The organism is Streptomyces sp. NPDC039609, from assembly GCF_055596705.1.
This window is the reverse complement of sequence record NZ_JBVIUJ010000020.1, coordinates 76,409-102,763: the sequence shown is the minus strand read 5'-3', so window position 1 is coordinate 102,763 and position 26,355 is coordinate 76,409. Positions and strand designations below refer to the sequence as shown.

General features: G+C 71.4%; 20 protein-coding genes and 1 pseudogene. 16 read left to right on the top strand and 5 right to left on the bottom strand.

The features are described from left to right. Positions 1-183: 183 nt before the first annotated feature. Positions 184-1,461: an MFS transporter gene (locus tag ACZ561_RS38000; protein ID WP_471004350.1), complete on the bottom strand. Its 1,278-nt coding sequence runs from the start codon at positions 1,459-1,461 to the stop codon at positions 184-186. 717 nt (positions 1,462-2,178) lie between these two features. Between ACZ561_RS38000 and ACZ561_RS37995 the strand changes: the two genes are divergently transcribed. The 3 genes from ACZ561_RS37995 to ACZ561_RS37985 all read left to right on the top strand — a co-directional run bounded on the left by ACZ561_RS37995 (position 2,179) and on the right by ACZ561_RS37985 (position 5,729). Next, on the top strand, positions 2,179-2,904 hold the full coding sequence (locus ACZ561_RS37995) for a phosphatase PAP2 family protein (protein WP_471004348.1): 726 nt from the start codon (positions 2,179-2,181) through the stop codon (positions 2,902-2,904). Positions 2,905-3,005: 101 nt separating this feature from the next. Continuing rightward, the gene (locus ACZ561_RS37990) at positions 3,006-4,559 is read left to right on the top strand and encodes a carboxylesterase/lipase family protein (RefSeq protein WP_471004346.1); all 1,554 of its coding nucleotides are present in this window, start codon (positions 3,006-3,008) and stop codon (positions 4,557-4,559) included. Positions 4,560-4,721: 162 nt separating this feature from the next. Further along, positions 4,722-5,729 carry a LacI family DNA-binding transcriptional regulator gene (locus tag ACZ561_RS37985; protein ID WP_471004344.1) on the top strand — a complete coding sequence of 336 codons (1,008 nt, stop codon included), beginning with the start codon at positions 4,722-4,724 and terminating at the stop codon, positions 5,727-5,729. A gap of 130 nt (positions 5,730-5,859) precedes the next feature. Here ACZ561_RS37985 and ACZ561_RS37980 read toward each other — a convergent pair whose 3' ends face one another. Both ACZ561_RS37980 and ACZ561_RS37975 read right to left on the bottom strand, forming a co-directional pair. Next, positions 5,860-6,603 carry a phosphatase PAP2 family protein gene (locus ACZ561_RS37980; RefSeq protein ID WP_471004342.1) on the bottom strand — a complete coding sequence of 248 codons (744 nt, stop codon included), beginning with the start codon at positions 6,601-6,603 and terminating at the stop codon, positions 5,860-5,862. 209 nt (positions 6,604-6,812) lie between these two features. Then, positions 6,813-7,766, bottom strand: coding sequence for an alpha/beta hydrolase fold domain-containing protein (locus ACZ561_RS37975; protein ID WP_471004340.1), 954 nt, complete (start codon positions 7,764-7,766; stop codon positions 6,813-6,815). 340 nt (positions 7,767-8,106) lie between these two features. Between ACZ561_RS37975 and ACZ561_RS37970 the strand changes: the two genes are divergently transcribed. The 13 genes and pseudogenes from ACZ561_RS37970 (at position 8,107) to ACZ561_RS37910 (ending at position 22,232) form a co-directional block, all read left to right on the top strand. Further along, the gene (locus ACZ561_RS37970; protein WP_471004338.1) at positions 8,107-8,496 is read left to right on the top strand and encodes an ATP-binding protein; all 390 of its coding nucleotides are present in this window, start codon (positions 8,107-8,109) and stop codon (positions 8,494-8,496) included. A gap of 111 nt (positions 8,497-8,607) precedes the next feature. Beyond that, positions 8,608-10,233 (top strand): annotated as a pseudogene (locus ACZ561_RS37965) (AMP-binding protein); the annotation flags it as partial. Then, entirely contained in the window at positions 10,219-10,902 is a 684-nt protein-coding gene (locus ACZ561_RS37960) for an acyl-CoA thioesterase (RefSeq protein ID WP_471004376.1), read from the top strand. The pseudogene ACZ561_RS37965 and the gene ACZ561_RS37960, both read left to right, overlap by 15 nt. Beyond that, the gene (locus tag ACZ561_RS37955) at positions 10,893-13,247 is read left to right on the top strand and encodes an oxidoreductase (RefSeq protein WP_471004336.1); all 2,355 of its coding nucleotides are present in this window, start codon (positions 10,893-10,895) and stop codon (positions 13,245-13,247) included. The genes ACZ561_RS37960 and ACZ561_RS37955 overlap by 10 nt, the downstream gene beginning before the upstream one ends. Positions 13,248-13,261: 14 nt before the next feature. After that, positions 13,262-14,290, top strand: a complete 1,029-nt coding sequence (locus ACZ561_RS37950) for a carbon-nitrogen hydrolase family protein (RefSeq protein WP_471004334.1) — start codon at positions 13,262-13,264, stop codon at positions 14,288-14,290. Continuing rightward, positions 14,287-15,405, top strand: a complete 1,119-nt coding sequence (locus ACZ561_RS37945; RefSeq protein ID WP_471004332.1) for a cupin domain-containing protein — start codon at positions 14,287-14,289, stop codon at positions 15,403-15,405. The genes ACZ561_RS37950 and ACZ561_RS37945 overlap by 4 nt, the downstream gene beginning before the upstream one ends. Positions 15,406-15,421: 16 nt before the next feature. Further along, positions 15,422-16,321 (top strand): fumarylacetoacetate hydrolase family protein, encoded by a 900-nt coding sequence (locus ACZ561_RS37940; protein WP_471004330.1) that lies wholly within the window; start codon positions 15,422-15,424, stop codon positions 16,319-16,321. A 294-nt stretch (positions 16,322-16,615) separates the two neighbouring features. Then, the gene (locus ACZ561_RS37935) at positions 16,616-17,323 is read left to right on the top strand and encodes a maleate cis-trans isomerase family protein (protein WP_471004374.1); all 708 of its coding nucleotides are present in this window, start codon (positions 16,616-16,618) and stop codon (positions 17,321-17,323) included. Between the two features lie 60 nt (positions 17,324-17,383). Then, positions 17,384-18,211: a PaaX family transcriptional regulator gene (locus ACZ561_RS37930; protein ID WP_471004328.1), complete on the top strand. Its 828-nt coding sequence runs from the start codon at positions 17,384-17,386 to the stop codon at positions 18,209-18,211. Positions 18,212-18,337: 126 nt separating this feature from the next. Continuing rightward, entirely contained in the window at positions 18,338-18,538 is a 201-nt protein-coding gene (locus tag ACZ561_RS37925) for a DUF5988 family protein (protein WP_471004326.1), read from the top strand. 743 nt (positions 18,539-19,281) lie between these two features. Further along, positions 19,282-19,899, top strand: a complete 618-nt coding sequence (locus ACZ561_RS37920) for a TOPRIM nucleotidyl transferase/hydrolase domain-containing protein (RefSeq protein WP_471004325.1) — start codon at positions 19,282-19,284, stop codon at positions 19,897-19,899. Positions 19,900-20,312: 413 nt separating this feature from the next. Continuing rightward, on the top strand, positions 20,313-20,810 hold the full coding sequence (locus tag ACZ561_RS37915; RefSeq protein ID WP_471004323.1) for a lamin tail domain-containing protein: 498 nt from the start codon (positions 20,313-20,315) through the stop codon (positions 20,808-20,810). A 435-nt stretch (positions 20,811-21,245) separates the two neighbouring features. Beyond that, positions 21,246-22,232 carry a glutathione S-transferase family protein gene (locus ACZ561_RS37910; RefSeq protein ID WP_471004321.1) on the top strand — a complete coding sequence of 329 codons (987 nt, stop codon included), beginning with the start codon at positions 21,246-21,248 and terminating at the stop codon, positions 22,230-22,232. Positions 22,233-22,414: 182 nt separating this feature from the next. Here the strand turns inward: ACZ561_RS37910 and ACZ561_RS37905 are convergent, their stop codons facing one another. Together ACZ561_RS37905 and ACZ561_RS37900 are read right to left on the bottom strand one after the other, a co-directional pair. Continuing rightward, the gene (locus ACZ561_RS37905) at positions 22,415-25,210 is read right to left on the bottom strand and encodes a DUF5682 family protein (protein ID WP_471004319.1); all 2,796 of its coding nucleotides are present in this window, start codon (positions 25,208-25,210) and stop codon (positions 22,415-22,417) included. Continuing rightward, entirely contained in the window at positions 25,207-26,328 is a 1,122-nt protein-coding gene (locus tag ACZ561_RS37900; RefSeq protein ID WP_471004317.1) for an ATP-binding protein, read from the bottom strand. The genes ACZ561_RS37905 and ACZ561_RS37900 overlap by 4 nt, the downstream gene beginning before the upstream one ends. Positions 26,329-26,355: the final 27 nt, after the last annotated feature.

Here is a 26,355-nt window from a genome sequence, read left to right as displayed (position 1 = left end):
AGGTGGTGCGAGGCCGGCGGGCACGTGACCCTCGGCATGTGCCCGCCGGAGTACGGGTCGGGCGGCGTCGGCGCGGGATGCGGCCGACGGGGCCCGGGCCTCTCTGTCGGATCACCCGAGCCCGGCCTGTCGGTAGGCATGGCACGGCACGCGCCCGATCCGGCGGAGACGGCTCGGCGTGGATCAGCGCACGCTGCGGATCGGGAGGATGGCGAGCGCGCCGATCAAGGACAGGGCCCCGCCGGCCAGGAACAGCGGGGTGTACCCGCCCAGGGCGGTGACGATGGCGGAGGCGACGAACGGGGCGACGATCTGCGGCCCGGCGTTCGCGACGTTCAGGACGCCCATGTCGCGGGCCGCGTCCTCCGCCCGGGGGAGGACCAGGGTGACGAGCGCGGTGTCGACGGCCATGAAGCAGCCGAAGGCGAGGCCGTTGAGCGCGCTGAACACGAGCATTCCGGTCCAGGTCGGGCTGATGACGGGGACGATCATGACCAGCCCGGCCAGCGCCGCCGAGACGCCGACGAACACCTTGCGACGGTTCCAGCGGTCGGACAGCAAGCCGCCGACGACGGTGGAGAGGGCGACGGCGACCATCGACACCGGGGTGAGGATCGCGATCGCCTCGGGCGGGGTCATTCCGGCGGGCAGGGAGATGTGGTCGCCCAGGATGTACAGCTGGTAGCCGACGACGGAGAAGTAGCCGAGCACCATCAAGGCGCGGCCGATGAAGGCCCAGCGGAAGTCGTGGTTGGCCAACGCGGAGAGGAAGGCGGCGAGTTGGGAGCCCTTGGGTCCCTTCGGTGCGGGCTCGGTGCGCGGGGTGTCACGGCAGAAGACGGAGAGCAGCAGTGCGGCGACGGCGACGATCGCGCCGAAGACCAGGTATCCGGTACGCAGATGCGTCGCCGTCTGCGAGGCGATGAGGACGCCGACGGTACCGCCGATCGGCATTCCCAACCCCACCAGCGCGGACGCCGTGCCGCGGCGGGCTGCGGGGACGCGGTCGGGCACGATCGCGGTGACGGCCGCCTGGTAGGTGTTCATCGTCGCCTGGACCAGGCACCAGCCGATGCCGACGAGCAGCGCGGTGGTGACGCTGCCGAGCAGGGCCAGAGCGAGCAGCGCGCCGAGTGCACCGCCGAGGATCCAGGGGTTGCGGCGGCCGCTGCGGTCGGAGAGGGCGCCGGCGATCGGATTGAAGGCGGTCGCGAAGATGGCGCTGATACCGCCGATCAGGCCCAGTACGGCGACCTTGTCGTCGGGGGCGATCGCGGCGACCTGGGTGGGCAGGAGGACGGAGCCGACGCCCATGTAGACCGCCATCATGGCGGAGTTGGCGACCAGCAGCAGGAGCATGAGCCCGCGCTGGCGCGGAGCTTCCGGTTCCGCGGTGGTGGCGGTGCTGTCGGCACCTGCGGCGGGCGGGTCGATCGGATCGGTGAGCTCGTTCGTGGCCATGACGACTCCTGGGAGGACGGAGCGGGGAGCTGGAGGGGTACGGGACCGGGTGTCGGCCGGGGTGCGGGCCGTGATGCATCGCTTCCGCTGCACGAGTGGGCGGTACACGGGTGAGGGAGACGCCGCGTGAGCGGCGGTGTCACCGGAAGCCGTTGCGGGACGGCTGCGGCCGACAAGATGTTGTTACACGTGTTACCCGCAGCGCTTGGAGACTGTGTAGCACCCATTTCCGGGTCCCGCTAGAGCCTGCGCCCAGTCGTTGCGCAGATCGTGACCGAGGGGAGAATCGCACGTGGGGCACGTGTAACCAGTCGGGCGGCGGTGCTGACCAGGGCGATCGTGTCTCGAAACCCTCTTGCTCTTGTGGCGGCGGTCACGCATCCGCAATACTCCGTGCCGCACCGCGACGACGGCTCCAGGGCTCCGGTGCTCCAGCCGGCCCATGCAGCCGTACGACCTACGCCTGTACGGCCGAGCGACCACCACGCTTCCCCGCCTCCGCGTTCCCCCGCCTCCGCGTACCCCTGCGGTCGTGCCTGCCCGCCTCCGCGTCCCCTCCCGTCGCGCTGTCTCCGCTTCCGTGCGCTTCTTCCCCTCCCGTGACTGCCCTCCCGCGTCCTCCGCGTCCCCCCGCTTTCGCGCGCCTCCCGTCCGTACCCCGCGCCCGCCCTCCCGCGCGCCCCACCGCTCCGGGTGAACCACCGTGAAAGGCCCGCCATGATGCCGAGCCCACCCGACGCCGCGCCGTCCCCGCCCCCGCGTCCCGCGCACCCTCCCCGCCACCACCTCCCGGCCACCCCGCCGCGCCACGCGCTTCCCGCCGGAATCGCGCTCCTTCTGGCGCCGCTCCTGATCGGGCTGGTGCTCCGGGCCGGCGACCGCCCGTTCTTCCAGGGGGTCGACGATCGCTGGGCGGCCTCGATGGACGGCTCACAGGCCGACGCGGCCACCGGCATCGCCACCGTCCTCGACCGGCTCGGCGGCCCGCTCGGCATGGTCCTGCCGCTCATTCTGTGCGGCTGCCTCTGTGTCTACGGTCGCTGGCGCTCGGCGCTGTACATGTTCGTGGCCAATGTTCTCGCCAGTGTCGTCGTGGTGCTGCCCCTCAAGCAGCTCGTCGACCGCCCGCGTCCGCCCTATCCCTGGGTCCTCGTCAATGACGGCTCGTACCCCTCCGGTCAGGTCTTCAGCGCTGTGGCCTTGATGTTCGTGGCCGCGGTGGTGCTGTTCCCGCCGCGTGCGCGACGCTGGTGGTGGCTGTTCGGTGCCGTGTACGTCGTCGCGATGATGTGGAGCCGCACCTGGCTGCACGCCCAGTGGCTCAGCGACACGCTGGCCGGCGCGCTGGCCGGAGTCGGCGCCTGCCTGTTGCTGTGGCGGGCGTTCGAGCCCCTGCTGAAAACGGAGGCGGAACGTACGGCGGCCAACAGCCTCTGGCTGTGAAGGCCCGGTCGTGTCGCGAATCGTTGACGGTCGAAGAATTTCCGCAATACTCTCGACGGGGTCGGCGTCTGTTCGGCGCCCGACCCAGGAAGGATTGGCTCATGGTTCTCACCCCAGGCCCGGATCACACGCTGGTCGACCTCCCCGCAGGGCGTCTGCGCGGCACGGCCGAAGGCGGGGTCGCCGTGTTCCGTGCCGTGCCCTACGCCGCACCCCCGGTCGGCGACCTGCGCTGGCGCCCCGCCCAGCCGCACCCGGGCTGGAGCGGAACCCGGGACGCGACCGCCGACGGTCCCAGCGTGCCGCAGCTGTACATGGAGGGCGGGGACCCGGTCCTCGGCGGCCATGGATCGCCGCCCTTCGACGAGGACAGCCTGACGCTCAACGTCTGGACCCCGGCTGCCGACGAGGCCCGCCGCCCGGTGCTCGTCTGGATCCACGGAGGCGGCTTCGTCTCGGGTTCCGGGTCGATGCCGAACTACTCGGGCGAGACCTTCGCCCGCGACGGCGACCTCGTGGTGGTGAGCATCAACTACCGCATCGGCCCCTTGGGTTACCTCTACACCGGCGCCGAGGAGGGCAACCCCGAAGGCGCCGGCAACCCGTGGCTCAGCGACCAACTCGCCGCCCTCCGCTGGATCGTGGCGCACATCGGTTCGTTCGGTGGCGACCCGGAGAACATCACCGTCGCCGGGCAGTCGGGCGGTGCCCTGTCGACGGCCGCCCTGGCCGGACTCCCCGAGACCCAGGGGCTGATCAGGCGCGTGATTCTGCAGAGCCCGCCCTTCGGTCTCGACCTCCCCGGCCCGGACGCGTACCTGGAGCGGACCGCCGCCTATATGGAGCTGACCGGCGTCAAGAGTGTCGCGGAACTGCGCGAGCTGCCCTGGCCCGTGCTGATCGGTGCGGCCGGCGGGCTGTTCGCCCGTACGTCGAGCTGGGGCTACTGGCCGACCCCGTTCCTGCCCGTCGTCGACGGGGTCACCCTGACATGCCACCCGGTGGAGGCGCTGCTGCACGGCGCCGCGAGCGGCATCGACGTGATGATCGGCTGGACCCGCGAGGAGGCCAACTTCGGCTTCGCCCTGGACCCGGCGTATGCCGCCGTCGACCGGGACCAGGTGATCGCCCGTATCGCCGAGACCTTCGGGGCCGAAGCCTCGCCCGGGGTGTACGCGGCGTACGAGCGGACCCGGCCCGGCGCGAGCCCCGCCGATGTGCTGATGGATCTGATCACGGACGAGCTCTTCCGCGTCCCCGCCGTACGACTCGCCGAGGCCAGGGCGGAATCGGGGCGGCCCGTCTGGGCCTACCAGTTCGACCTCCCCACGCCCGCGTACGACGGCCGCCTCGGCGCCGCCCACTGTCTCGAACTCCCCTTCGTCTTCGCCAACTTCGACCGGTGGGCGCACGCGCCCTTCCTCGCCGGGCTCGACCCCGCGGTACGCGACGGGCTGGCGCACACGATGCATCAGGCCTGGATCGCGTTCGCCCGCACCGGCGACCCGAACCACGCCGAGATGCCGACATGGGACCCGTACGGCGCGGACACACGCACCACGATGCGCTTCGACTCGGTGGTGACCGCTCTCGGCGACCTCGCCGGTGACTCGCGTCGCCTGCACGGCGCGGTGACGCGGGACCTCACGCCGTAACGCGAACGCTCCCTGCGTATCGGCAGGGCCGACGGACCCGTGGTGGGTCGGGCGCTGTCGCGCGCGGCCCACCACTCTCTTGATCTAACTCGTGTAACCTCGGAGGTGGAAGCAGGCACGACAGCAGACACAAACTCACCGCAAGGAGCGTCAAGGGACGTCATGGCAGAAGAAACCCCCGTCCCCGCATCGATCACGAGCGCCGATGTGGCGCGCCTCGCCGGGGTGTCCCGCGCCACCGTCTCCTTCGTACTCAACGACACCCCGGGCCATCGGGTCAGTGAGAGCACGCGTGCCCGCGTCCTCGACGCGGCCGACCGGCTCGGGTACGTCCCGCACGCCGCCGCCCGGTCCCTGCGCGCCGGCCGGAGCAATCTCGTCCTGATGCCCGCCTCGATCTCCGCGATCGGCCGACTCGTCAGCGACTGGGTCGACGACCTGCACAGCGAACTCGACCGCCGCGGCTACACCGCCGTCCTCCACGCGGGCCGCTTCAGCGATCCCGTCGACGCCGCCCGCGCCTGGGCGGAACTGCGCCCGGCGGCGGTCGTCGCCCTCGACGGCGACCGCCTCACCACGCAGGCCGCCGAGTTGCTGCGCCGCGCCGGAGTGCGCGGACTACTCGCCTTCGCGTCCCGCCCGCTGCCCGGCGTCCATACCATCGGCTTCGACCACGCCCGTATCGGCGCCACGGCCGCCGAGCACCTGATCGCCCGTGGCAGGAGCCGTATCGGCGTCGTCATGCCCCAGGAGCGCGGCCTCGACGCCTTCGCCCGGCCGCGCCTCGCGGGAGCCGAATCGGTCGCCGCACGGCACATGGCCACCGTCACCCCGGTGGAGCTCGCGTACACCAGGGAGTCTGCCGCCGCGCTCGCCGGCCGCTGGGCGAGCCTGGACCTCGACTCCGTCTTCGCCTACAACGACGAGTACGCCGCACTGCTCCTGCACGCGCTCAAGGTCGAGGGCATCGCCGTGCCGGACGAGGTGGCGATCGTCGGCTCCGACGACCTCGTCCTCTCGGCGTTCCAGCAGCCCGCGCTCAGCACGATCCGCCTGGACCTGGCCTCACCGGCTCGGATCGCGGACGCCCTGCACGAGCTGATCGAGACGGGTTCGACCGCACCGCTCCCCGCCATAGAGGCCGTACTCGTCCACCGCCAGACCTCCTGAGTTCCATCCCCGCCAGGGACGTGCGGCCCCGCCTGTCCGCGGCGCCACCTCCACCGGGCCGGCGGAGGCTCACCTGAAATACGGCGGCTCCCGGTCCGTTGGTTCACGGGCCGGGAGCCGCCGCATTCGGCTACGGCACCGCAGGTGCTGCGTCCGGGGTGGTCGCGGCCGCCCCCCGGCGGTCGCGGAGCGATTCCCGGGCGAGCGCGGGGACGCAGAGCCACCACGCCAGCAGACCCGCGCCCGCACCGGCGGCCGCTCCGGCCGCGGTGTCGGTGAGCCAGTGCGCGTGGAGCCAGGTACGGCTCCACATCATGGCCAGCGTGAACACGGTGCCCCCGAGCCACCAGGCCCGTCGCCGCGCGGCCGGGACCAGCAGTACCCCGACGAGTACGACGAGCAGCGCCGCCCCCGCCGCATGGCCGGACGGGAACGAGCCGTGGTCGACCCGGACCAGCGGGTTCGCCGGACGCGGCCGGTCCACCAGGTGCTTGAGCCCCTGGACGACGAACAGATTGCCGGCGAAGTAGACGCCCAGCAGAAAGCCGACCGAGGCCCAGCGCCTGCGCAGAAGCAGGAAGAACAGCAGGGCGAGCGGTACGACGACGCCCAGAGGGCCGCCGAACCAGTTCAGGACCGCTGCCAGTACGGCGTACGGCCCGTCGTGCGGGCCGCCCATCCAGGCCAGCCACTGGTCGTCGAGACTCTGGAACGGCGGGTTCGTCGGGTTCGGCCGGACGACGAAAGCCGGCAGCGTGGCGATGCCGAGCAGCAGAAGCCCCGCCACGAGGACACCGGTGCGGCGGTGCGGGGCCGCCGTGCCGGCGGGCGGTCTTTCCGTGAGGGGGGAGGGGGTGGCCGAATGCGTGGACATGGGTGCCTCTCGCGACCGCGGGGTGGGTCCGCGGCCTTTGGATGGTCGACGTACCCGAGGGGCCCGGACGGACCGGGCCCCTCGGCGGAACAGGACTGCGACGGAATGCGGACCGCGAAGGAACGGGAGCGCGTCGGAAGGGGGAGATGGAGCCGGCAGGGGGACCGGCTGCGGGTGGGGGCGCGGGGGCAGGGCGCCGGGCGGGAGCCTCAGACCCCTGGGCTCAGGTGCCGGGCCAGGAACGCGACGCTCTCCGCGACGATCTCCGGGATGTCGGGGGAGCCCAGGAAGATGTGGTCGGCGTCCTCGACCGGCCGCAGGGTCACGTCTCCACCCGCGGCCACCAGGGCTTCGGCGAGCGCCTCGCTCTGGCTGAACGGGACCAGTCCGTCCCGCGTGCCGTGGATCAGCAGGAACGGCGGCGGGGTCGAGTCCTGCGCGTACGTCACCGGGCTCGCGGCCAGGGCGAGCGACGGGCGCTCCGCCTCGGTGCCGCCGAGCAGAGCGTCGTACGGGTCGGGGAACTCGCCGCCCGGGGGCATCCCCGGCAGTGGGTGACCGGCCAGGGCGGGGAGGTCGGAGACCCCGTACCAGTCGACGACGGCCCGGACGCCGGTGTCTCCGGTGGCCACCCCGTGCGCGCCCTCCAGTGCTTCGGCGTTCGCACTGCCCGGGCCGACGAGGCCGGCCAGTGCCGCCAGGTGACCGCCCGCCGACTCGCCCCAGACGGCTATCCGGTCCGGGTCGACGCCGAGTTCGCCGGCGAACTGGCGGACGTACCGGATCGCGGCCTTCACGTCGTGCAGCTGGGCCGGGAAGGGAGCTTCGAGGCTGTGCCGGTAGTCGATGGAGACGAGCGCGAGCCCGGCGGCCAGGACCGATCCGTGCAGCAGCGCGGCCGGCACGGTCGGCGGCGGGTAGCGCCGGTCGCCGTCCAGCCAGCCGCCGCCGTGGATCCAGACGACAGCGGGGAACGGCCCCTCTCCGGCCGGGACTTGGACGTCGAGGAGCCGGGGACGGTAGCCGGGCGTGGTGGCGTAGGTGACCCCGTCGAAGCGGCGCACCCCGTGCTCGTCCGTCACTGGCGGTACCGGGGGGTGGTAGGGCGGGGGCGGCCAGGTCATGTCGGCCAGGTCGAGCTCGGCCGGGTGGGATTGCGTCATTGCGGCCCTTCTGCCGGACCCGGGGTTCGTAGCGCTTTGTCCGAAATGCTTGCGCGTGGCGCCCGGGGAGACGTAACGTGTTACACGTGTTATCAAAACTCTAGCGACGCATTTCCGCTGACGACAAGCCCAGTAGCTCTCTGATTCTTGGGCTAGTTACACGAGTGACCATGTGGTTGCGTCGCGTGTCCCCCTTTGGGAGCGCGTCATGCTCACCGCCACCGCTCATCCCGCACCCCACGTTCCGGCCCCTGCGCACGCGCCGGCCCCGGGTCACGCCCAGGGGTGCGCTGCGGATCACGCTCCGGGTCCCGCCCCCGCGCGGGCCTTCGTTCGCTGGGTGCCCGAGCCCACTGCGGCGACCGTTCCGCTGGTCCGGACGCGCGTCCGCGTTCTGCTCGAGGGCTGGCGGATCGCCGCCGACATCGCGGACACCTTCCTTCTGGCCGTCAGTGAGCTCGTCGGCAATGTCGTCCAGCACGCCGCTGCCGCGACCGGTCGGATGCGCGTCGGCGTCTCCTGTGGCGGGGGCTGGCTGTGCCTGCAGGTTGCCGACGGGGTGGCTGCCCTGCCTCAGCTGCCCGATCCCGCCGTGGAGGTCGATCCGGACGCCGAGGGTGGTCGAGGTCTGCTTCTGATCGAGCTGCTGGCTGCCGAGGTCGGCGGTGAACTCGCCGTATTGGCACACGAGTTGGGCAAGTGCGTGCGGGTGCGCGTCCCCCTCGCCTGAGTCGCTCGGGCGACGCTGCGGGGCTCGAAATATCGAGGAAAGTTGACGGCCGCCAAATTATCGAGATACTTGCCTCATCTCCCCGCTGCTCCCTGATTGAGGTGCCGCCCCATGGAGCTCTCCCCTTCGGCACATGCCGATTCCTTCTGCCGTGACCGGCTTCCCGACTTCTCCCTCTGGCCCCAACTCCACTTCGATCTACCGGAGTTGGACTATCCCGACCGGCTCAACTGCGCCCGCCGCCTGCTCGACGACGCCGTCGAGCGCTGGGGCCCCGACCGTCCCTGTCTGCTGACCCCGACCGAGCGCTGGACCTACGGCGAGCTCCAGCAGCGCGCCGACCAGGTCGCCCAGGTGCTCACCGAGGACCACGGGCTCCGTCCCGGAAACCGCGTCCTGCTGCGTGGCCCCAACAACCCCTGGCTCGTCGCCGCGTGGTTCGGCGTCCTCAAGGCGGGCGGTGTGGCTGTCACCACCATGCCGCTGCTGCGCTCCACCGAACTCGCCGAACTGTGCGAGATCAGCCGCCCGTCGGTCGCCGTGTGCGACCACCGATACATCGCGGAGCTCGACGCGGCGGGCCCTCCGGGCCCGCCAGGACGCTCCGGCCTGCCGGTCATCCCGTACGGGGGCCATGGCGAAGCCGATCTGACCGCCCGTTGCGCCACGAAGGAGGGCCGGTTCACCGCCGTCGAGACCGCGGCCGACGACGTGGCGCTGATCGCCTTCACCTCGGGGACGACAGGGCGCCCCAAGGCGACGCTGCACTTCCACCGGGACGTCCTCGCCAACGCCGAAACGTTCTCGCGGCACATCCTCAAACCCCGCCCCGACGACGTCTTCACCGGCACACCGCCGCTGGCCTTCACCTTCGGCCTCGGCGGGCTCGTGGTCTTCCCCCTGCACATGGGCGCCGCGACCCTGCTGATCGAGCAGGCCACCCCCGAGCAGCTGGCGGATCTCGTCGCGGCGCACGGTGTGACCGTCCTGTTCACCGCGCCCACCGCCTACCGGGCGATCATGGCCGCCGGGGCGACCGGGCAGTTGTCCGGACTCCGCCGCTGCGTGTCCGCGGGAGAACCCCTGCCGGCCTCCGTCTGGGAGGAGTTCCACGCCGCCACGGGCCTGCGCATCATCGACGGCATCGGCGCCACCGAGATGCTGCACGTCTTCATCTCCGCCGCCGACGAGGACATCCGCCCCGGTGCCACGGGCCGGCCCGTCCCCGGGTACCGCGCCGCAGTGGTCGACGACCAGGGCGATCCGGTACCCGACGGACAACCCGGCCTGCTGGCCGTCACCGGCCCCACCGGCTGCCGCTACCTCTCCGACCAGCGCCAGACCACGTACGTCAGGAACGGCTGGAACATCACCGGCGACACCTACATCCGGGACGCCGACGGCTACTTCTGGTACGTGGCCCGCAGCGACGACATGATCGTCTCCTCCGGCTACAACATCGCCGGCCCGGAGGTCGAGAAGGCCCTCGCCGCCCACCCGTACGTCAAGGACTGCGGCGTCGTCGGCGCCCCCGACGAGCGGCGCGGCATGGTCGTCAAGGCGTACGTCGTCCTGCGCGACGGCACCCCGGCGGCCGCCTCCACCGTCCGCGAGCTCCAGGCCCACGTCAAACAGGCCATCGCACCGTACAAGTATCCGAGGGCCGTCGAATTCGTCGCGGACCTCCCGAAGACCGCCAACGGCAAGCTCCAGCGCGGCGAACTGCGCCGACTCGCCCGGGCCGGGGCCCGCGCCGAGGACGCCCGCACGGTTGGCGACCGCACGGAGGTCGCAAGACCCGTCGACCCCCGTACAGCGGCCGCCGAACCCGGCACCCCCAGTACAGCGGCCGCCGAACCCGGGAACACCCGCACCGAGGCCGACGGAATCGACGGCACCCGCACCAAGGCCGGCGAAGCCGAAGGCAGTTGCGCCGACGGCGCCCCCGAGGCCCTGGTCGCGCGCCTGCCCAGCGTTATCGTCGAGCGCCGTGTCGAATGGCCCGACACCGACGCCGCCGGCCACTACCACCACTCGACCGTCGTCCGCTGGGTCGAGGCTGCCGAGGCCGTACTGCTGCGCCGCCTGGGACTCTCCCACCTGTTCGGCAGCACGCCCCGCGTCCACTTCGAGGCCGACTACCGCGCCCGGCTCTGGTTCGGCGAGGCCGTCCGCACCGAACTGCGCGTCACCAAGGTCGGCGCGAGCTCCCTTCACTACGCCTTCACCGTTTTCGGCGAGGAAGGCGCGGAAGCCGCCACGGGCCGCATGGTCATCGCCCACTCGGCGGCCCGCGCCACCGGGACCACCCCCTGGCCCGCCGATGTCCGCGAGGTCCTCACCAAGGCGGGCCCGCAGGCCCCCGAGCTGATCCACAGAACCACAGGAGGTACCCCGTGCGCGTAGCAGTCATCGGAGGAGGGCCCGGCGGCCTGTACTTCGCGGCCCTGGCCAAACAGCTCTCCCCTGACTGGGAGGTCACCGTCTGGGAGCGCAACGCCCCCGACGACACGTTCGGCTTCGGGGTGGTCTTCTCCGACGAGACCCTCGACGGCATCGCGACCGCCGACCCGGTCATCCACGCTTCGATGTCGGCGGAGTTCGCCCGCTGGAGCGACATCGACGTCCGCTACCGGGGACAGACCCTCACCTCCGGCGGACACGGCTTCGCGGCGCTCGGCCGCCGGAGTCTCCTGCGGATCCTCCAGGACCGCAGCGCGGCCCTCGCCGTGGACGTCCGCTACCGCACCCAGGCACCGCCCGCGGACCGACTCGCCGCCGAGTACGACCTGGTGGTGGCGTGCGACGGCGTCCGCTCGGCCACCCGCGCCGCCTATGCCGACACCTTCGGCCCGGACCTCGACGAACGCGCCGGCCGCTACATGTGGCTCGGCACCGACAAGGTCTTCGAGGCCTTCACCTTCATCGTCGAGGAGCGGGACTTCGGCACCCTCCAGGTGCACGCGTACCCGTACGACGACACCCGCTCGACCTTCATCGTGGAGCTCGACGAGGACACCTGGCGGCGCGCCGGTTTCACGGACTCCGCCGACCGGGAGTACCCGCCCGGTGCCAGCGACGAGGAGAGCATCCGGCGCTGCGAGGAGATCCTCGCCGGGCACCTGGACGGCCACCGCCTCCTGCCCAACAACTCCAAGTGGCTCCGGTTCACGACAGTGCGCAACCGCACCTGGCGCCACGAGAACGTGGTCCTCCTCGGGGACGCCGCCCACACCGCCCACTTCTCCATCGGCTCCGGCACCAAGCTCGCCATGGAGGACGCCCTCGCCCTCGCGGCCTGCCTGCACGAGCACCCGGACGACGTTCCGGGCGCGCTCGCCGCGTACGAGGACGAGCGCCGGCCGGTCGTGGAGTCCACCCAGCGGGCCGCCCAGGCCAGCCTCGAATGGTTCGAGAACATCGACCGCTACACCGGCCAGGACCCGCATCAGTTCGCCTTCAACCTGCTGACCCGCAGTCGCCGCGTCACCTACGACAACCTGCGCGTCCGCGACGAGGCGTTCACCACCGCCGTCAACACCACCGAGCCCGTCCCGCCGATGTTCCGGCCCTTCCGGATCGGCGGCCTGCACCTGCGCAACCGCATCGTCGTCCCGCCCACCGCCCTCGACACCGCCCGTGACGGAGTCCCGGGCGACTTCGACCTCGTCCACCTGAGCACGCAGGCGCTCGGCGGGGCCGGCCTGGTCATCGCCGGCATGACCGCGGTCGGCGCCGACGCCCGCCCCGACCCCGGCTGCCCGGGCCTGTGGAACGACGATCACGAGGCCGCCTGGCGACGCATCACCGCCTTCGTCCACGGCCAGAGCGACACCTGCCTCGGCATCCAGCTCACCCACGCGGGCCGCCGTGCGGCCGCCGGACCCCTGATCGCCGCCTCCCCACTGCCCTGGGACGAGAACGGCTCGGCGCCGCGCGAGGCCACCCGTGCCGACATGGACCTGGTCGTACGGGACTTCGTACGTGCGGCCCAGCGCGCCGACCGGGCGGGATTCGACGCCCTGGAACTCCAGTACGGGCACGGCCACTTGCTCTCCGGGTTCCTCTCGCCACTGACCAACCGACGCACCGACGAGTACGGTGGCACCCTGGCCGCGCGGCTGCGCTTCCCCCTGGAAGTGCTGCGCGCCGTACGGGAGTCATGGCCGGCGGGCAAGGCACTGCTGGTCCGGATCTCCGCAGCCGACTGGGCGGAGGGCGGCCTGAGCGAGGCCGACGCCGTGGGCATCGCCCGGGCCCTCGCCGAGGCGGGCGCCGACGCCATCGACGTCTCCACCGGGGAGGTCGTCGCACATGAGCGGCCCCGCTTCGGCCGCAGTTACCAGACCCCGTACGCCGATCTGATCCGCAACGCCACCGGGGTACCGACCATCGCCGTCGGAGCCATCTCCACGTACGACGACGTGAATTCCATCATCCTGGCGGGCCGTGCCGACCTGTGCGGCGTCGGCCGCGCCCAGCTCCACGACCCGCTGTGGACCCTGCACGCCGCGGCCGCCCAGGGCTATCGCGGCCCGGCCGCACCCTGGGCTCCGTCCTGGAAGGCCGGCAGCGGCCGCCCGCCCGCGGCTCGCACGGACCGCGTACCTCCGCGACTCGAACTCCTGCGGCAGCCCGCCGCCCCCGTGCACCAGCGCTGGCTGCCGCGCGCGGCCACCGCCGGCGCGCCCGCTGAAGCCGCCATCGCCTCGGTGCCCGCCGAAGCGGCCACCGCCTCCCGCACCCGATGAAAGGGGACAACCCCGTGCCCCAACCGCCGCCGACCCTCGACGCGCTGCCCCGTTTCACGGCCGCTGCCGTCCAGGCCGCGCCCGTCTACCTCGACCCCGCCGCCACCGTCGACAAGGCCGTCGCCCTGATCGCCGAGGCGGCCGGCAACGGCGCCCGACTCGTCGTGTTCCCCGAGGTGTTCGTCCCCGGCTACCCGTACTGGAACTGGACGATGAACCCCGTCCAGGGCTCGCCCTGGTTCGAGCGGCTCCAGCGCGCCTCGGTCGACATCCCCGGACCGTACGTCGACGCCCTGCGCGCCGCGGCCCGCCAGTACGGCGTCGTCCTCGTCATCGGAGTCAACGAGCGGGCGTCCCACAGCCTCGGCGTCCTCTACAACACCCTGCTCACCATCGGGCCGGACGGAGAACTCCTCGGTGTGCACCGCAAGTTGGTGCCTACGTGGGCCGAGAAGCTCACCTGGACCGGTGGCGACGGAAGCTCCCTGCGCGTCCACCGGACCCCTGTCGGCCCGCTCGGCGCCCTCGCCTGCGGCGAGAACACCAACACTCTGGCCCGGTTCACCCTCCTCGCCCAGGGCGAACTCGTCCACGCCTCCTGCTACATCGCGCTGCCCGTCGCCCCGGCCGACTACGACATGGCCGACGCCATCGCCGTACGGACCGCCGCCCACAGCTTCGAGGGCAAGGTCTTCTCCGTCGTCGCCTGCTCCACCGTCTCGCCGGAGATCGTCGACACCCTCGCCGGGGACGACGACGAGCTGCGCGCCCTGTTCCAGCGGCCGCGCAGCGCACTGTCCGGCATCTTCGGCCCCGACGGCCGCCCCGTCACCGAACCGCTCGTCGACGACGAAGGCATCGTCTACGGCGAGATCGACCTCGGCCGCTGCATCCAGCCCAAGCAGATGCACGACATCACCGGCCACTACAACCGCTTCGACATCTTCCGCCTCGAAGTCGACAACACCCCACGCCCGCCGGTGACCTTCACCGCGCCGCAGGCGGGCCCCCCGACCGCCACCGCACCTGAGGAGGACGTATGACCATCGAGCAGGACGACAGCATGCTCGGCCGCGCCCGGGTCTCCGACACCCCCGAACTCACCGCGTACTACGGCGAACTCGAAGCGCTGGACGCCGGCGCCCTGTGGACCGTCGCCAACGACATCGAGCCGTGGTATCCGCAGCCCAAGTCCGTTCCCGTACTGTGGCGTTACGAGGAACTGCGGCCGCTCGTCCACAAGGCCCTCGGACTGGTCGAGGCCGACGACGCAGGCCGTCGCGTCGTCATGCTCGTCAACCCCGGACGCAAGGACGTCAGCGCCGCCGCCGGACTCCTCTACACCGGTCTCCAGATCATGGGCCCGGGGGAGGCCATGACCGCCCACCGCCACCAGGCCGCCGCCCTCCGCTTCGTCCACGAGGGCAACGGCGCCTGGACCATCGTCGACGGCCAGAAGCTCGAGGTCGGCCCGCGCGACTTCGCCATCACCCCGAACGGCACCTGGCACGAGCACGGCAACGACGGGACCGACGCCCCGGTGATCTGGCAGGACGGCCTGGACATCCCGCTGGTCAACGCCCTGGACGCCGGGTTCTACGAGGTGCATCCCGACCTCTACCAGACTCCCGGAAAGGTGGTGAACTCCTCCGTCCTCACCTACTCCGGCACCCTGCTCCCTTACGGGGCGGAGAAGTGGACCCGGCCCTATTCGCCGCTGCTCGCCTACCCGTGGGAGCCGACCTACGAGGCCCTGCGCGGCCTCGCCAAGGCGACCGAGGGCTCCCCGTACGACGGGGTCATCGCCGAGTACACCAACCCGGTGACCGGCGGCCCGGTGATGCCGACCATGGGCGCCCACATGCAGCTGCTGCGCCCCGGACAGGCCACCGCGGCCCACCGGCACACCGGCTCCGTGATCTACACCGTCGCCAAGGGCCGGGGTGCGTCGGTGATCGCCGGCCGGCGCTTCGAGTGGACCGAGGGGGACATCTTCTGCGTCCCGTCCTGGGCCTGGCACGAGCACCACAACCTCGACCCGTCCGAGGACGCCTGCCTCTTCTCCTTCAACGACTTCCCCGTCATGCGCTCCCTCGGCTTCCACCGCGAAGAGGCGTACCCCGACAACGGTGGCCACCAGCCCGTCACCGCCGCCTGACCCACGAGGAGCCCCCATGCGTTTGCTGACCTTCACGACCGCCGCCGATGAGTCCCCGCGGCCGGGCGTCGAGACCGACGACCAGATCCTCGACCTCACCGCCCTCGCCGACCACGCGGGCGTCCCCCTCCCGCACGATCTGCTCGGCCTGGTCCAGGCCGGCCAGGCCACCCTGGACGCCGTGCGCCTGCTGCTCGAAGGGGACCGTCCTGCCCACGCCGTCCACCGGCCCGGTGACGTCCGGCTCGGCGCCCCCTTCCGCCCCGGCAAGATCATCGGGGTCGGACTCAACTACGTGGAGCACGTCGAGGAGTCCAGCCGCAGCCTCGACACCGACAAGGAACTCCCGCCTCGCCCCGTCCTGTTCAGCAAGCCCGCCACCGCCGTCACCGGCCCCGGCGCGCCCATCCTGCACAACGCCGACCTCACCACCCAGCTGGACTGGGAGTGTGAACTCGCCGTCGTCATCGGCCGCACCGCCTCCCGGGTGAGCGAGGAGGACGCGTACGACCACATCTTCGGCTTCAGCATCGTCAACGACATCAGCGCCCGCGACCAGCGCCGCTCCGGCCAGTGGTTCTTCTCCAAGGGGCAGGACTCGTACGCGCCATTCGGCCCGGTGGTCGTCACCGCCGACGCGATCCCGGATCCCATGGCCCTGGACCTCTCGCTGCGCGTCAACGGCGTCACGAAGCAGAAGTCGAACACCCGGCACATGCTCTTCCCCATCGCCCGCCTGATCGCCGACATCAGCTCCGGAGTGACCCTGGAGCCCGGCGACGTCATCGCGACGGGCTCGCCGTCCGGGGTGGGGGCCGGCATGGTCCCGCCCGAGTTCCTCGCGCCCGGTGACACGGTGGAGGCGACGGTCGAGCTGATCGGCACCTTGACCAACCCAGTGGTCGACGCCCGCTGAGCCCTGTGCCGAGGGCCCGTACGTGTCCGAACCGCAACGAGCGGTACCGGCCCGGCACGCTGAGCCCTGTGCCGAGGGCCCGTACGTGTCCGAACCGCAACGAGCGGTACCGGCCCGGCACGCTGAGCCCTGTGCCGAGGGCCCGTGCGCGCCCGACCCGCAACGAGCGGTACCGGCCCCGCACGGCCACCCCGCACCCATCCCCGTACGAGAACCGAGGAGCACCCCGTGCCACCACCCCGCAACCACCGCACCTACCGCATCGGTCAGATCGTGCCGAGCTCCAACGTCACCATGGAGACCGAGGTCCCCGCGATCCTGCGCGCCCGTGAGGCCGTCGCGCCGGACGAGCGGTTCACCTTCCACTCCAGCCGGATGCGCATGACCCACGTGACGCCCGAGCAGCTCAAGGCCATGGACGCCGACTCCGACCGCTGCGCCGTGGAACTCTCCGACGCGCGCGTCGACGTGCTCGGCTACGCCTGCCTCGTCGCCATCATGAGCATGGGACCGGGCTACCACCGGGTCTCCGAGGAGCGGCTGCACCTGCGCACGGTCGAGAACGGCGCCCCCGCGCCGGTCGTCACCAGCGCGGGCGCGCTCGTCCAGGGGCTGAACACCATCGGTGCCAGGAAGATCGCGCTGCTCGCCCCGTACATGCGCCCCCTCACACAGACAGTCGTGGACTACCTCACCCGGGAGGGCATCGAAGTCCTCGACCACCAAGCCCTGGAGATCCCGAACAACCTGGACGTGGCTGCCCACGACCCGGCCAGGCTGCCGGGGCTCGCCCGCGCGCTGGACCACGCGGAGGCCGACGCGGTCGTCCTCTCCGCATGTGTACAGATGCCCTCGCTCGGCGTGATCGAGGAGACCGAACAGCTCCTGGGCAAGCCGGTCGTGTCGGCGGCGGTGTGCACCGCCCACCAGATGCTGCGCGCCCTGGACCTCCCGGCCGTGGCCCCCGGGGCCGGGCATCTGCTGTCGGGGGCGTACGCCTGACCGGACAGGGCCCGAAGGGGGCCCCGATATGATCGCGACCGCGTACAACGGAAGGCGATCATGTCGGACAGCCCCCTCAGGCCCAGCTCGTTGATCAACACGGTCTACGGAGCGTTCCTGCGCCGCCTCGGCGGCTGGATCTCCATCGCGGACCTGATCACGCTGATGGGGGAGCTGGACGTCGACGGCCCCGCGGTGCGCTCGGCGATCTCCCGGCTGAAGAAGCGCGGGGTCCTCGAACCGGAACGCCGAGGTGCCACCGGCTACCGGCTCAGCCCGGCCGTCCTGCCCGTCTTCGACGAGGGCGACCGCCGAATCTTCGGCAGCCTCGAACCTGCCGATCTGGCGGACGGCTGGGCCATGGCGGTGTTCTCCGTACCGGAGTCGGAACGCTCCCACCGCTACCAGCTGCGCACCCGCCTGACGTGGCTCGGCTTCGGCAACATCGCCCCGGGCGTGTGGCTGGCACCGGGCCGGCTGCTGGAGGACGCCCGGAGCATGCTCGTACGGCTCGGCCTCAGCGAGTACGTCCACCTGTTCGCCGCCGAGTACGCGGCCTTCAGCGATCTTCCGGGCACAGTGAGCTCGTGGTGGGACTTCCCGGCGATCCAGAAGCAGTACGCGGAGTTCACCGACACCTACGCACCGGTGGCCACCCGTCTGACGGCGACCGAAGCGCAACCCGAACCGGCCGAGGCCTTCCGCCACTACGTCCCGCTGCTCACCCAATGGCGGCGCCTCCCCTACCTGGACCCGGGTCTGCCCACCGAACTGCTCCCGACGGACTGGAACGCGGTGGCGGCCCGCCAGGTCTTCCAGCAACTGCACGGAATTCTGCTCGACCCGAGCCTGCGCCACGTGGGCGAGGTCACGGGGCTGCGAGCCTGAGCGCCCGGGGCTCCGCCGACGCGCCGAACGCGCGGACACTCGGGTTCCTCCGTACGCGGGGTGCGCGGGGTGCGGGGGCGGCGCGTCGGGGTGCGCAGGGTCGGGTGGTTGGTGAGACTGGGGCCCATGACGATCATGGCGGCACTTGTGGGCGGGCCGGACGACCTGGCGGAGCGGGTCGTGCCGGTGGCCGAGCCGGGCGAGGATCTGAAAATCCCACACCGTGGCGGATACGAACATTTCAAAGCCACTTCGCGCGTTCAGAAGGGCCCAGAAGGAGAGCTCCCCGTCTACGAGTGGTGGGAGCGCACGGAAATCGCCGAGTGACGGCGGCGGCTCCGGGGGTAGCGTCCGGGCGCCCCCGGGCGCTGCTCACCCCGGAGAGCGGCGGCTGACGAAGCCGGCGAAGATCAGGACCCTCCCGGCCGCGTCACCCGGTGAACCCCGGGCCGGCGGGGCCGGTGCCGGGGCCGGTGCCGGCGACGGGCGTGACGGCGTCGCTCGTGCCAAGGCTGGTTGTGCCGGCGCCCGCACGTGCCTAGCAGCCGATCACGCCGGCAGCCGTACCGGCAGCCGTACCGCCAACCGCCGGTGCTGTGGGCCGACTTGGTCGGCCTCGAATTCGCCGTGCAGGAGTCGTACGCGCTCGGCCAGTCCGGGCATGCCGTGCCCGGACGTGGGGAAGGCACCCCGGCCCGCGCTCGTGCCCGTACTCGTCCCGGCCCCGGTCCGGTCGACCACTGTGAGCGCCGGCCTGGCCGGCGCGGCCGCCACCCGGACCTCGATCGGACCGCTCGCTCCGTGCGGGTCGGGTGCCCAGCGCAGATGCGTACGACCGCCGGTCTCGGGGACATCGGCGCGCAGGCCGTTGTCCTGCGGCGGTGTCTACTGGGGCCACGGCGGCGACATCGCGGGATACGAAACCCCGGGGGAGAAGTCACCGACGACGACCCCGCCGCCGGCATCGCGGTCACCAGCGTCCCCACCGACGTCGCGGTCATCAGGCGTGTCCAGTCAGGCGTTCGAATAATGCGCTGCCGTGCGGGCCGGTGGGCGTGCAGACTCGCTCCATGGTGGACATGTGGGCGTTCAGGGATGCGGTCGATCGATGGGCGGCGGGTGGTCCCGGTGGACCGGCGAGTGAGCTGGCCAGGCAACTGGGGCTGCGGACGGCGGTTCTGCTGGAAGGGCTGAGTGACCTCGCGGCCGTCGAGGCGCTGGCCGCGCGGCGTGGCCGGGACCTCGCCGCCGAAGGAGTGTGCGTCGTGTCGATGGGCGGGGCGATGAACGTCGGCCGCTACGCCGGCCTTCTCGGGCCGCCCGGTCTCGGCCTGCGCTTGACAGGACTGTGCGACGAGCGCGAGCAGCGCTACTACGAACGCGGCCTGGAGCGGTCCGGGGCGCCCGGCGCGAGCTTCTTCGTGTGCGTGGCCGACCTGGAGGACGAGCTCATCCAAGCGCTCGGTACGGCGAGGGTCGAGGAGATCATCCGGGCCGAGGGCGACCTGCGCCCTTGGCAGACCTTCCTGAGCCAGCCGGCGCAGCAGGATCGACCCCGTCACCAGCAGTTGCGGCGCTTCCTGGGCACGAAGAAGGGCCGCAAGATCCGCTACGGCGGTCTCCTGGTCGAGGCCCTCGACCCCGCGCAGGTACCGGCCCCGCTCGACGACCTCCTCGCGAGCCTGTGACCTCCTCCTCGGGCGGGACCGCTGAGGGCTGGTCGTCTTTGCGTGCGAGGTCGCCCTGGTTGTGCGAAGAATCGTGCGGAACGGCTGTTACGCAGGCCCCTCCGCCAGTTGGGGGAGTGTGCGGGGCGACGCGGCGATCCGTGCTCCGGAGCCGGTAAGGGCTTGCCGTTGATCATTGAACGGGTGGGTGTAGCGGGCAGCGAATGTCAGGGCCACATCTGCGGCATTTGCGTGCTCTGTGAATCTGATAGTTACAGAAATGTCCGCATTTGGTAACTGGGTTCGGTCGGCCTGTCGACATGTCCGAAAAGGCCGCAGAGTTCGGGTCCTCGGCCACACCGGACCGAGACAACCCAACCGCATCCACCAGCTCGAATGGCTGGTGGGGCACTGCTCTTGAGGGGACATCACCCATGTCTGCTTCTTCGACCGCCCGCCGCATCGCGGCGACCGCGCTGGCCGCCGGCGCCATCGTCTCCGCCACTGCTCTGCCGGCCGTCGCCGCTCACGACGACGACCGCCACCGCCAGCAGCCGAGGGTCGAGATCAGTCGCGTGCAGGCCGACAGCCCCGGACGCGACAACCGCTCCAACCGGTCGCTGAACGCCGAATGGGTCGAGATCACGAACAACAGCCGTCGCGCTGTGAACCTGGACGGCTGGACCCTGCGTGACAACGACGGCAACCGCTACCGGTTCCGCGACGTCCGCCTCGCCGGCCGGGCCACGATCCGGATCCACACCGGCGAGGGCCGCGACAGCCGCACCGACCTCTACCAGGACCGCCGCAACTACGTCTGGGACAACAACCGCGACAAGGCCACCCTCCGCGACGACCACGGCCGCACCATCGACACCAAGTCCTGGGGCAACCACCACCACGACCGCGACCACGACCACCACCGCGGCTGACACCACCCGCAGGTGACGGTCCGCCGGACGACGGTGGACAGGCACCCCGATGGGACCCCCTGAACCGCGTGCGCCGTGCGCCTTGACCCGCTCGGCGCCCGCACCCCTCCGCTCGCAACCAGGCGATGCGGCAGGGTGGTGACAGGCATGACGAAGCGCCCCTCCCCGCCAGGTGAGGGGCGCTGCTCGTGTGACGGCGCGGGCGGTGAAGCTCCCCTCGAAGTCCAGGTGCCGTGACCGGCCACCCGGTCGTACCTTCGCCTCGGCGTACAGCCGGGCCCCCGCTACCTGGTCGCACGGGCATCACCCTGGACCGCGTGGCGTCCCTCGCGATCCGGCTCCGAACGTGGACCTACGCGACCCAGCAATGAGGTCTGATGCATGAGGCCGGCCCGTGCGACTTCCACGAACGCCAAGGATGGCTAGGCTCGGGACATGGCTGGTGACGGTGAGTTCAAGCGGGACAGGAACTACATCACGACTCGGATCACGGCCGACGGCCGCGACGGCTATCCCGTGGAGCCCGGGCGCTATCGCCTGGTCATTGCCCGGGCCTGCCCGTGGGCGAATCGGGCTGTGATCGTCCGGCGCCTGATGGGCCTCGAGGGCGTGATGTCGATGGGTGTCGCCGGGCCGCTGCACGACGAGCGGAGCTGGTCGTTCCATCTGGACCCGGGCGGCAAGGACCCGGTGCTCGGCATCGAACGGCTGCAGGAGGCGTTCTTCGCGCGTCAGCCCGGCTACCCGCGTGGCATTACGGTGCCCGCGATCGTCGACGTCCCCACGGGTGAGGTGGTGACCAACGACTTCGTACAGATGACGCTCGACCTGGGGCACGAGTGGGCCGCCCACCAGCGGGACGGCGCGCCGAACCTCTACCCGGAGAAGTGGCGCGACGAGATCGACGACGTGGCCGACAAGGTCTTCCAGGACGTGAACGACGGCGTCTACAAGTGTGGCTTCGCAAGCTCACAGGAGGCGTACGGCAAGGCGTACCAGCAATTGTGGGAGCGGCTAGACTGGCTGGAGCAGCGGCTGACGAGCAGGCGCTACCTGGTGGGCGACACCATCACCGAGGCCGACGTCCGGCTCTTTCCGACACTGGTCCGGTTCGACGCCGTCTACCACGGCCATTTCAAGTGCAACCGGCAGAAGCTGACCGAGCTACCCGCCTTGTGGGCCTACGCGCGGGACCTGTTCCAGACGCCCGGATTCGGCGACACGATCGACTTCGAGCAGATCAAGGCCCATTACTACGTGGTGCACCGGACCATCAACCCGAGCGGGATCGTCCCGAAGGGCCCGGACACCAGCGGTTGGCTCACCCCGCACGGTCGGGAACACCTCGGTGGGCGGCCGTTCGGCGATGGCACACCGCCCGGTCCGCCACCGCAGTCCGAGAGGGTGCCGTCTCTCACCTGAGCCGACCGGCATCGACGGCCCGTCGGACACCGCCAGGAGGTTCCTCCCGCCACCGACGACCGTCGTGCCGAGGGCGAGCCGAGCCGCTTCCCGGCGCGGCGGGGCAGCGCACCGGCGGGCAGGAGCACGCCGGCACGCAGGAGCCCGGGTCGGGTGGACGGCAGGCTCCTGCGTGCTCCCTGTCAGATCCGGGTCAGCAGGAGCTCGACGGCCTCTGCCGTGGCGGGGTGACGTCCCACCAGGGCCGATCCGGAGGGACCACTCGTGGCCGGCTCCCAAGGATCCTCGCACCCGAGCAGCGCGGCGACCGCATCGCAGGTCGCGGGATGGGCGTCGAGCAGGATCGCGCGGTCGCCGCCTCCCGGGTCGGACGTGGCGCGGTTGCGGACCGGCTGCGGCGTTTCCCGCCACGGCGGGATCCAGCTGTCCAGCGCCCCGAGCCGGGAGGGGAAGATCCGTCCGGCCTCGCGGATGAGGAGCGGGGCCAGCTCGGCGCCGCTGGATCGCAGGGTGGTGATCAGGGTCGGCAGCCAGGGCAGGAGTACCGGGTCCGGAAGCCGGCCGAAGGCGTTCGACACCGCTTCCACGACGAAGTCGGTGAGGCCGGGCGCGGGCTCCAGGGCGTGGAGGAAGCCGCTGAGATAGCGGGGGTACGTCGGCAGGGCCAAGGGGTTGGTGAGGAGGTCGTCGCAGCGCTCCCTGAGCTCGCTCCGGCTCATGGTTCCGAGCTGGGTCTGCGAGGCCCACAGCAGCGCGGTCTTGGACGGGTCCTCCGGGTGGGACTGAGCGACCGCGAGCTCGAGCTGGGTGCGGTCGCAGCCCAGGGACAGCGCCAGTGACTCCATGCTGAACAGGAAGCCGAGCATCGCGGCCACCTGCCGCACGCCCGCGTCCTCGTCGGCGAACGCGGTCGGAAGCAGCGTGCAGTAGTGCGCGTAGCCCGTTTTCACGAAGGATTCGATCCACGGGGGCAGCACCGGCTCGCTCGTCCGGTAGTACGCCAGGAGCCGGCGCACACGGCGGAGTACCTCGGGCGCTCCGTCGACGCTCCGCTCGGCCGCGAGCACCTCCAAGGCGCGCGTGCCCAGTTCATCGGCGAGGCGACGGCTGCGCAGATGGAGGGTCGCGTCCTCGACGGCCTGGAGAACGGTCGCGGCGGTGGCCTGCGGGCCGTACGCCGCGCGGCGCAGTCGTTGTTCAAGGACCTGTTCGACGCTGACGCCCTCGTAGCCGAGTTCGATGAGGGCGCGTTGGTGGGTGCCGAGCGCGAGGTCCCACGACTCCTGGATCGGGCGCTCGCCGAGGGTCCGCTCGCCCATGATCGGGCGAGCGGCACCGTGGGGCATCAGGTACCGCAGCATCCACAGCACATCGGAGCAGCGCTCCAGCTCAGGGCGGCCGGCGATGTCCAGCAGCGCCCGCTTCACGCCTCGTGCCTCGAGCTTCAGCCCGAGCGGAGCGAGTCGGTCGTGGACGTCGCGGGCCAGGGGCGGCAGGGCTTCGTAGCCGACCTGACCGATTCGGTCCCCGCCCATCATGATCTCCACGAGTCGGCGCACGTCGCGCCGCCCGGGCACGGTGTCCTTCTCGATGCAGGTGACGGCCGCGTCCTGGAAGTCGTACGGGGTGGGCTTGGCCCGGTCCCGCATCCCGGCGAGCAGGATCGACGTCTCGAAGACGGCGATGGCGTCGGCGGTGGAGGCGAGGTAACCGTTACGGCGGGCGGCGCGCACGATGTCCACGGACCAGCCGAGCAGTTCGGCCTCGTCCAGACGGTCCAGGACCGGCGGCCTCCGAAGGAAACCGGTGAGCATGTCCGCCGGCTCGGCACTCGGCACGGTCGCCACGGCCGAGATCTTCCTCGGTCGCGTCTTCTTCGCTCCCGCCTGTCCCGCGAGTCGGAAGGGCTCGACACGCGTGCGCTTGAGGTTCTTCGCCCACACCGTCGCCGCGATCGACACCGAGCCTGCGGCGAGCCCGAACTGCGCCTCGATCGCCGCGTGGCTCGAGGGGATCAGGCCGTACTGCCAGGTGGTGCCGGTGCGGGGGCTGATCTCGAAGGTGTCGCCGCCGTCCACGCCGAACTCCGCCACACGGCTTGCGGCGTGGAAGGCGCCACAGACGTACATGCAGTCCGCGGGGTCCGTGCCGGTCGCGGCCAGGTGCTCGCGCATCCGCGTCCACATGTAGCGCTCGCGGTCCTCGTCGACCCGCACGCGCTCCGCGTCCCCGGGGGCCAGACGCCGGAAGAGGCTCCCGATGAGGAACATGGCCTGGCGGTACGTGTCGTGGTCGCTGTCACCCAGCGGCAGTTCGACGTACTGGTGCCACCACTCGGACCAGTGCCGCACCCTGCCGTGCCGCAGCAGATGCTCTTCGAGTTCGGCGAACCGCGGCCGCAGGTCGCCGATCTCCACGCCGACGGCATCGCCGTGCAGCGCGGCCTCCTCCTCGGCCGCCGGCGCGTCCGCTTCGGCCGTCTCCGTCCGGCCGCGGCGCGTGTCCCACTGGAAGACGTGATCCGAGGAGCGGTCCACGAGGACGAGCTCCACGCCCGGGGTGTCCAGCGCGTACGCGATCGCCTGGTACTCGGCCGACGCCTCGGTGATCGGGGCGACCACGGACAGCGGCGCCCACTCCTCCGGGAAGCCGTCGAGCCGGGACGCGAACGCCTGGACCGCGACGGGGAGCCTGCAGTTGCGCAGTTCGGTGAGCAGGGGCGTCATGTCCTCGCACAGCTCCAGGTACACGACCTTCGGCTGCTTCTCCCGCAGCCGGCGTGCCATCGCGAGCGCGGAGGCGGGGGAGTGGTGGCAGACCGGGAAGATCTCCAGCGGCTCGCGCGCGGCGCGGTCGACGTCGTCGACGAGGCCGAGGAGGATGCCCTCCAGGGCGGCCGGCCCGTCGGCGAACGCGGCTGCCGCCTCCTGGAGTTGGACGCGGAGCGCCTCGAAGGTTCCTTCCTGGTGGCCGCTCACGACAGGGTCGCGATCGCGTCGCGGCCGCCGTCGAGGAACTCCGGCCACAGGCCGCCTTCCTCCTTGCCGCGGGGCTCGACGACACCGTGCAGGTACTTGTTGAGGATGGCCAGGTCCTCGGGCTCGCGGCGGGCAAGGGAGCCGACGAGGGAGGAGGCGAGGGTGCGGGCGGTGAGGGCGCGCTCGCCGAAGAAGTTGGAGTGCAGGATGGCGTCCTCCAGGACGCCGATCTGCTCGGCGGTGGACAGCGCGGACTCCAGCTTCTCGTCGTCGCTGGTGGCAGCGGTCGCCGAGGCGCGCAGGTCGGCGAAGCTCTGAAGCAGGACATCCAGCAGGTTCGGCGGGACGTCCAGTTCGATCTGGTGGCGGCGCAGGAGTTCCTCGGTGCGGAAGCGGACGATCTCCGTCTCGCTCTGCTTGTTCGTCACGACCGGGATACGGACGAAGTTGAAGCGGCGCTTGAGCGCCGAGGAAAGGTCGTTGACACCCCGGTCGCGGCTGTTGGCGGTGGCGATGACCGAGAAGCCGGGCTTGGCGAAGACGATGTTCTCGCCGTCCGCGCTGTCGAGTTCGGGGACCGAGATGTACTTCTCGGACAGGATCGAGATGAGCGCGTCCTGGACGTCGCTGGTGGAGCGGGTGAGCTCCTCGAAGCGGCCGATGGTGCCGGTCTCCATCGCGGTCATGATCGGCGAGGGGATCATCGACTCACGCGACTGGCCCTTGGCGATGACCATGGACACGTTCCAGGAGTACTTGATGTGGTCCTCGGTCGTGCCGGCCGTACCCTGCACGACCTGAGTGGAGTTCCGGCTGATCGCGGCGGACAGGAGTTCGGCGAGCCAGCTCTTGCCGGTGCCGGGGTCGCCGATGAGCAGCAGGCCGCGGTCGGAGGCGAGGGTGACGATGGAGCGCTCGACGAAGCTGCGGTCGCCGAACCACTTCTGAGGGATCTCGCGGTCGAGGCCGTCGGCGCGCTCCGAGCCGAGGATGAACAGCCGGACCATCTTCGGGGACAGCCGCCAGGAGAACGGCTTGGGGTTGTCGTCGATCGACTCCAGCCAGTCGAGTTCCTCGGCGTACTTGATCTCGGCGGGAGCGCGCAGCAGGTCGGACATGTTCGGTGCCTTTCGTGCAGGTCTGGG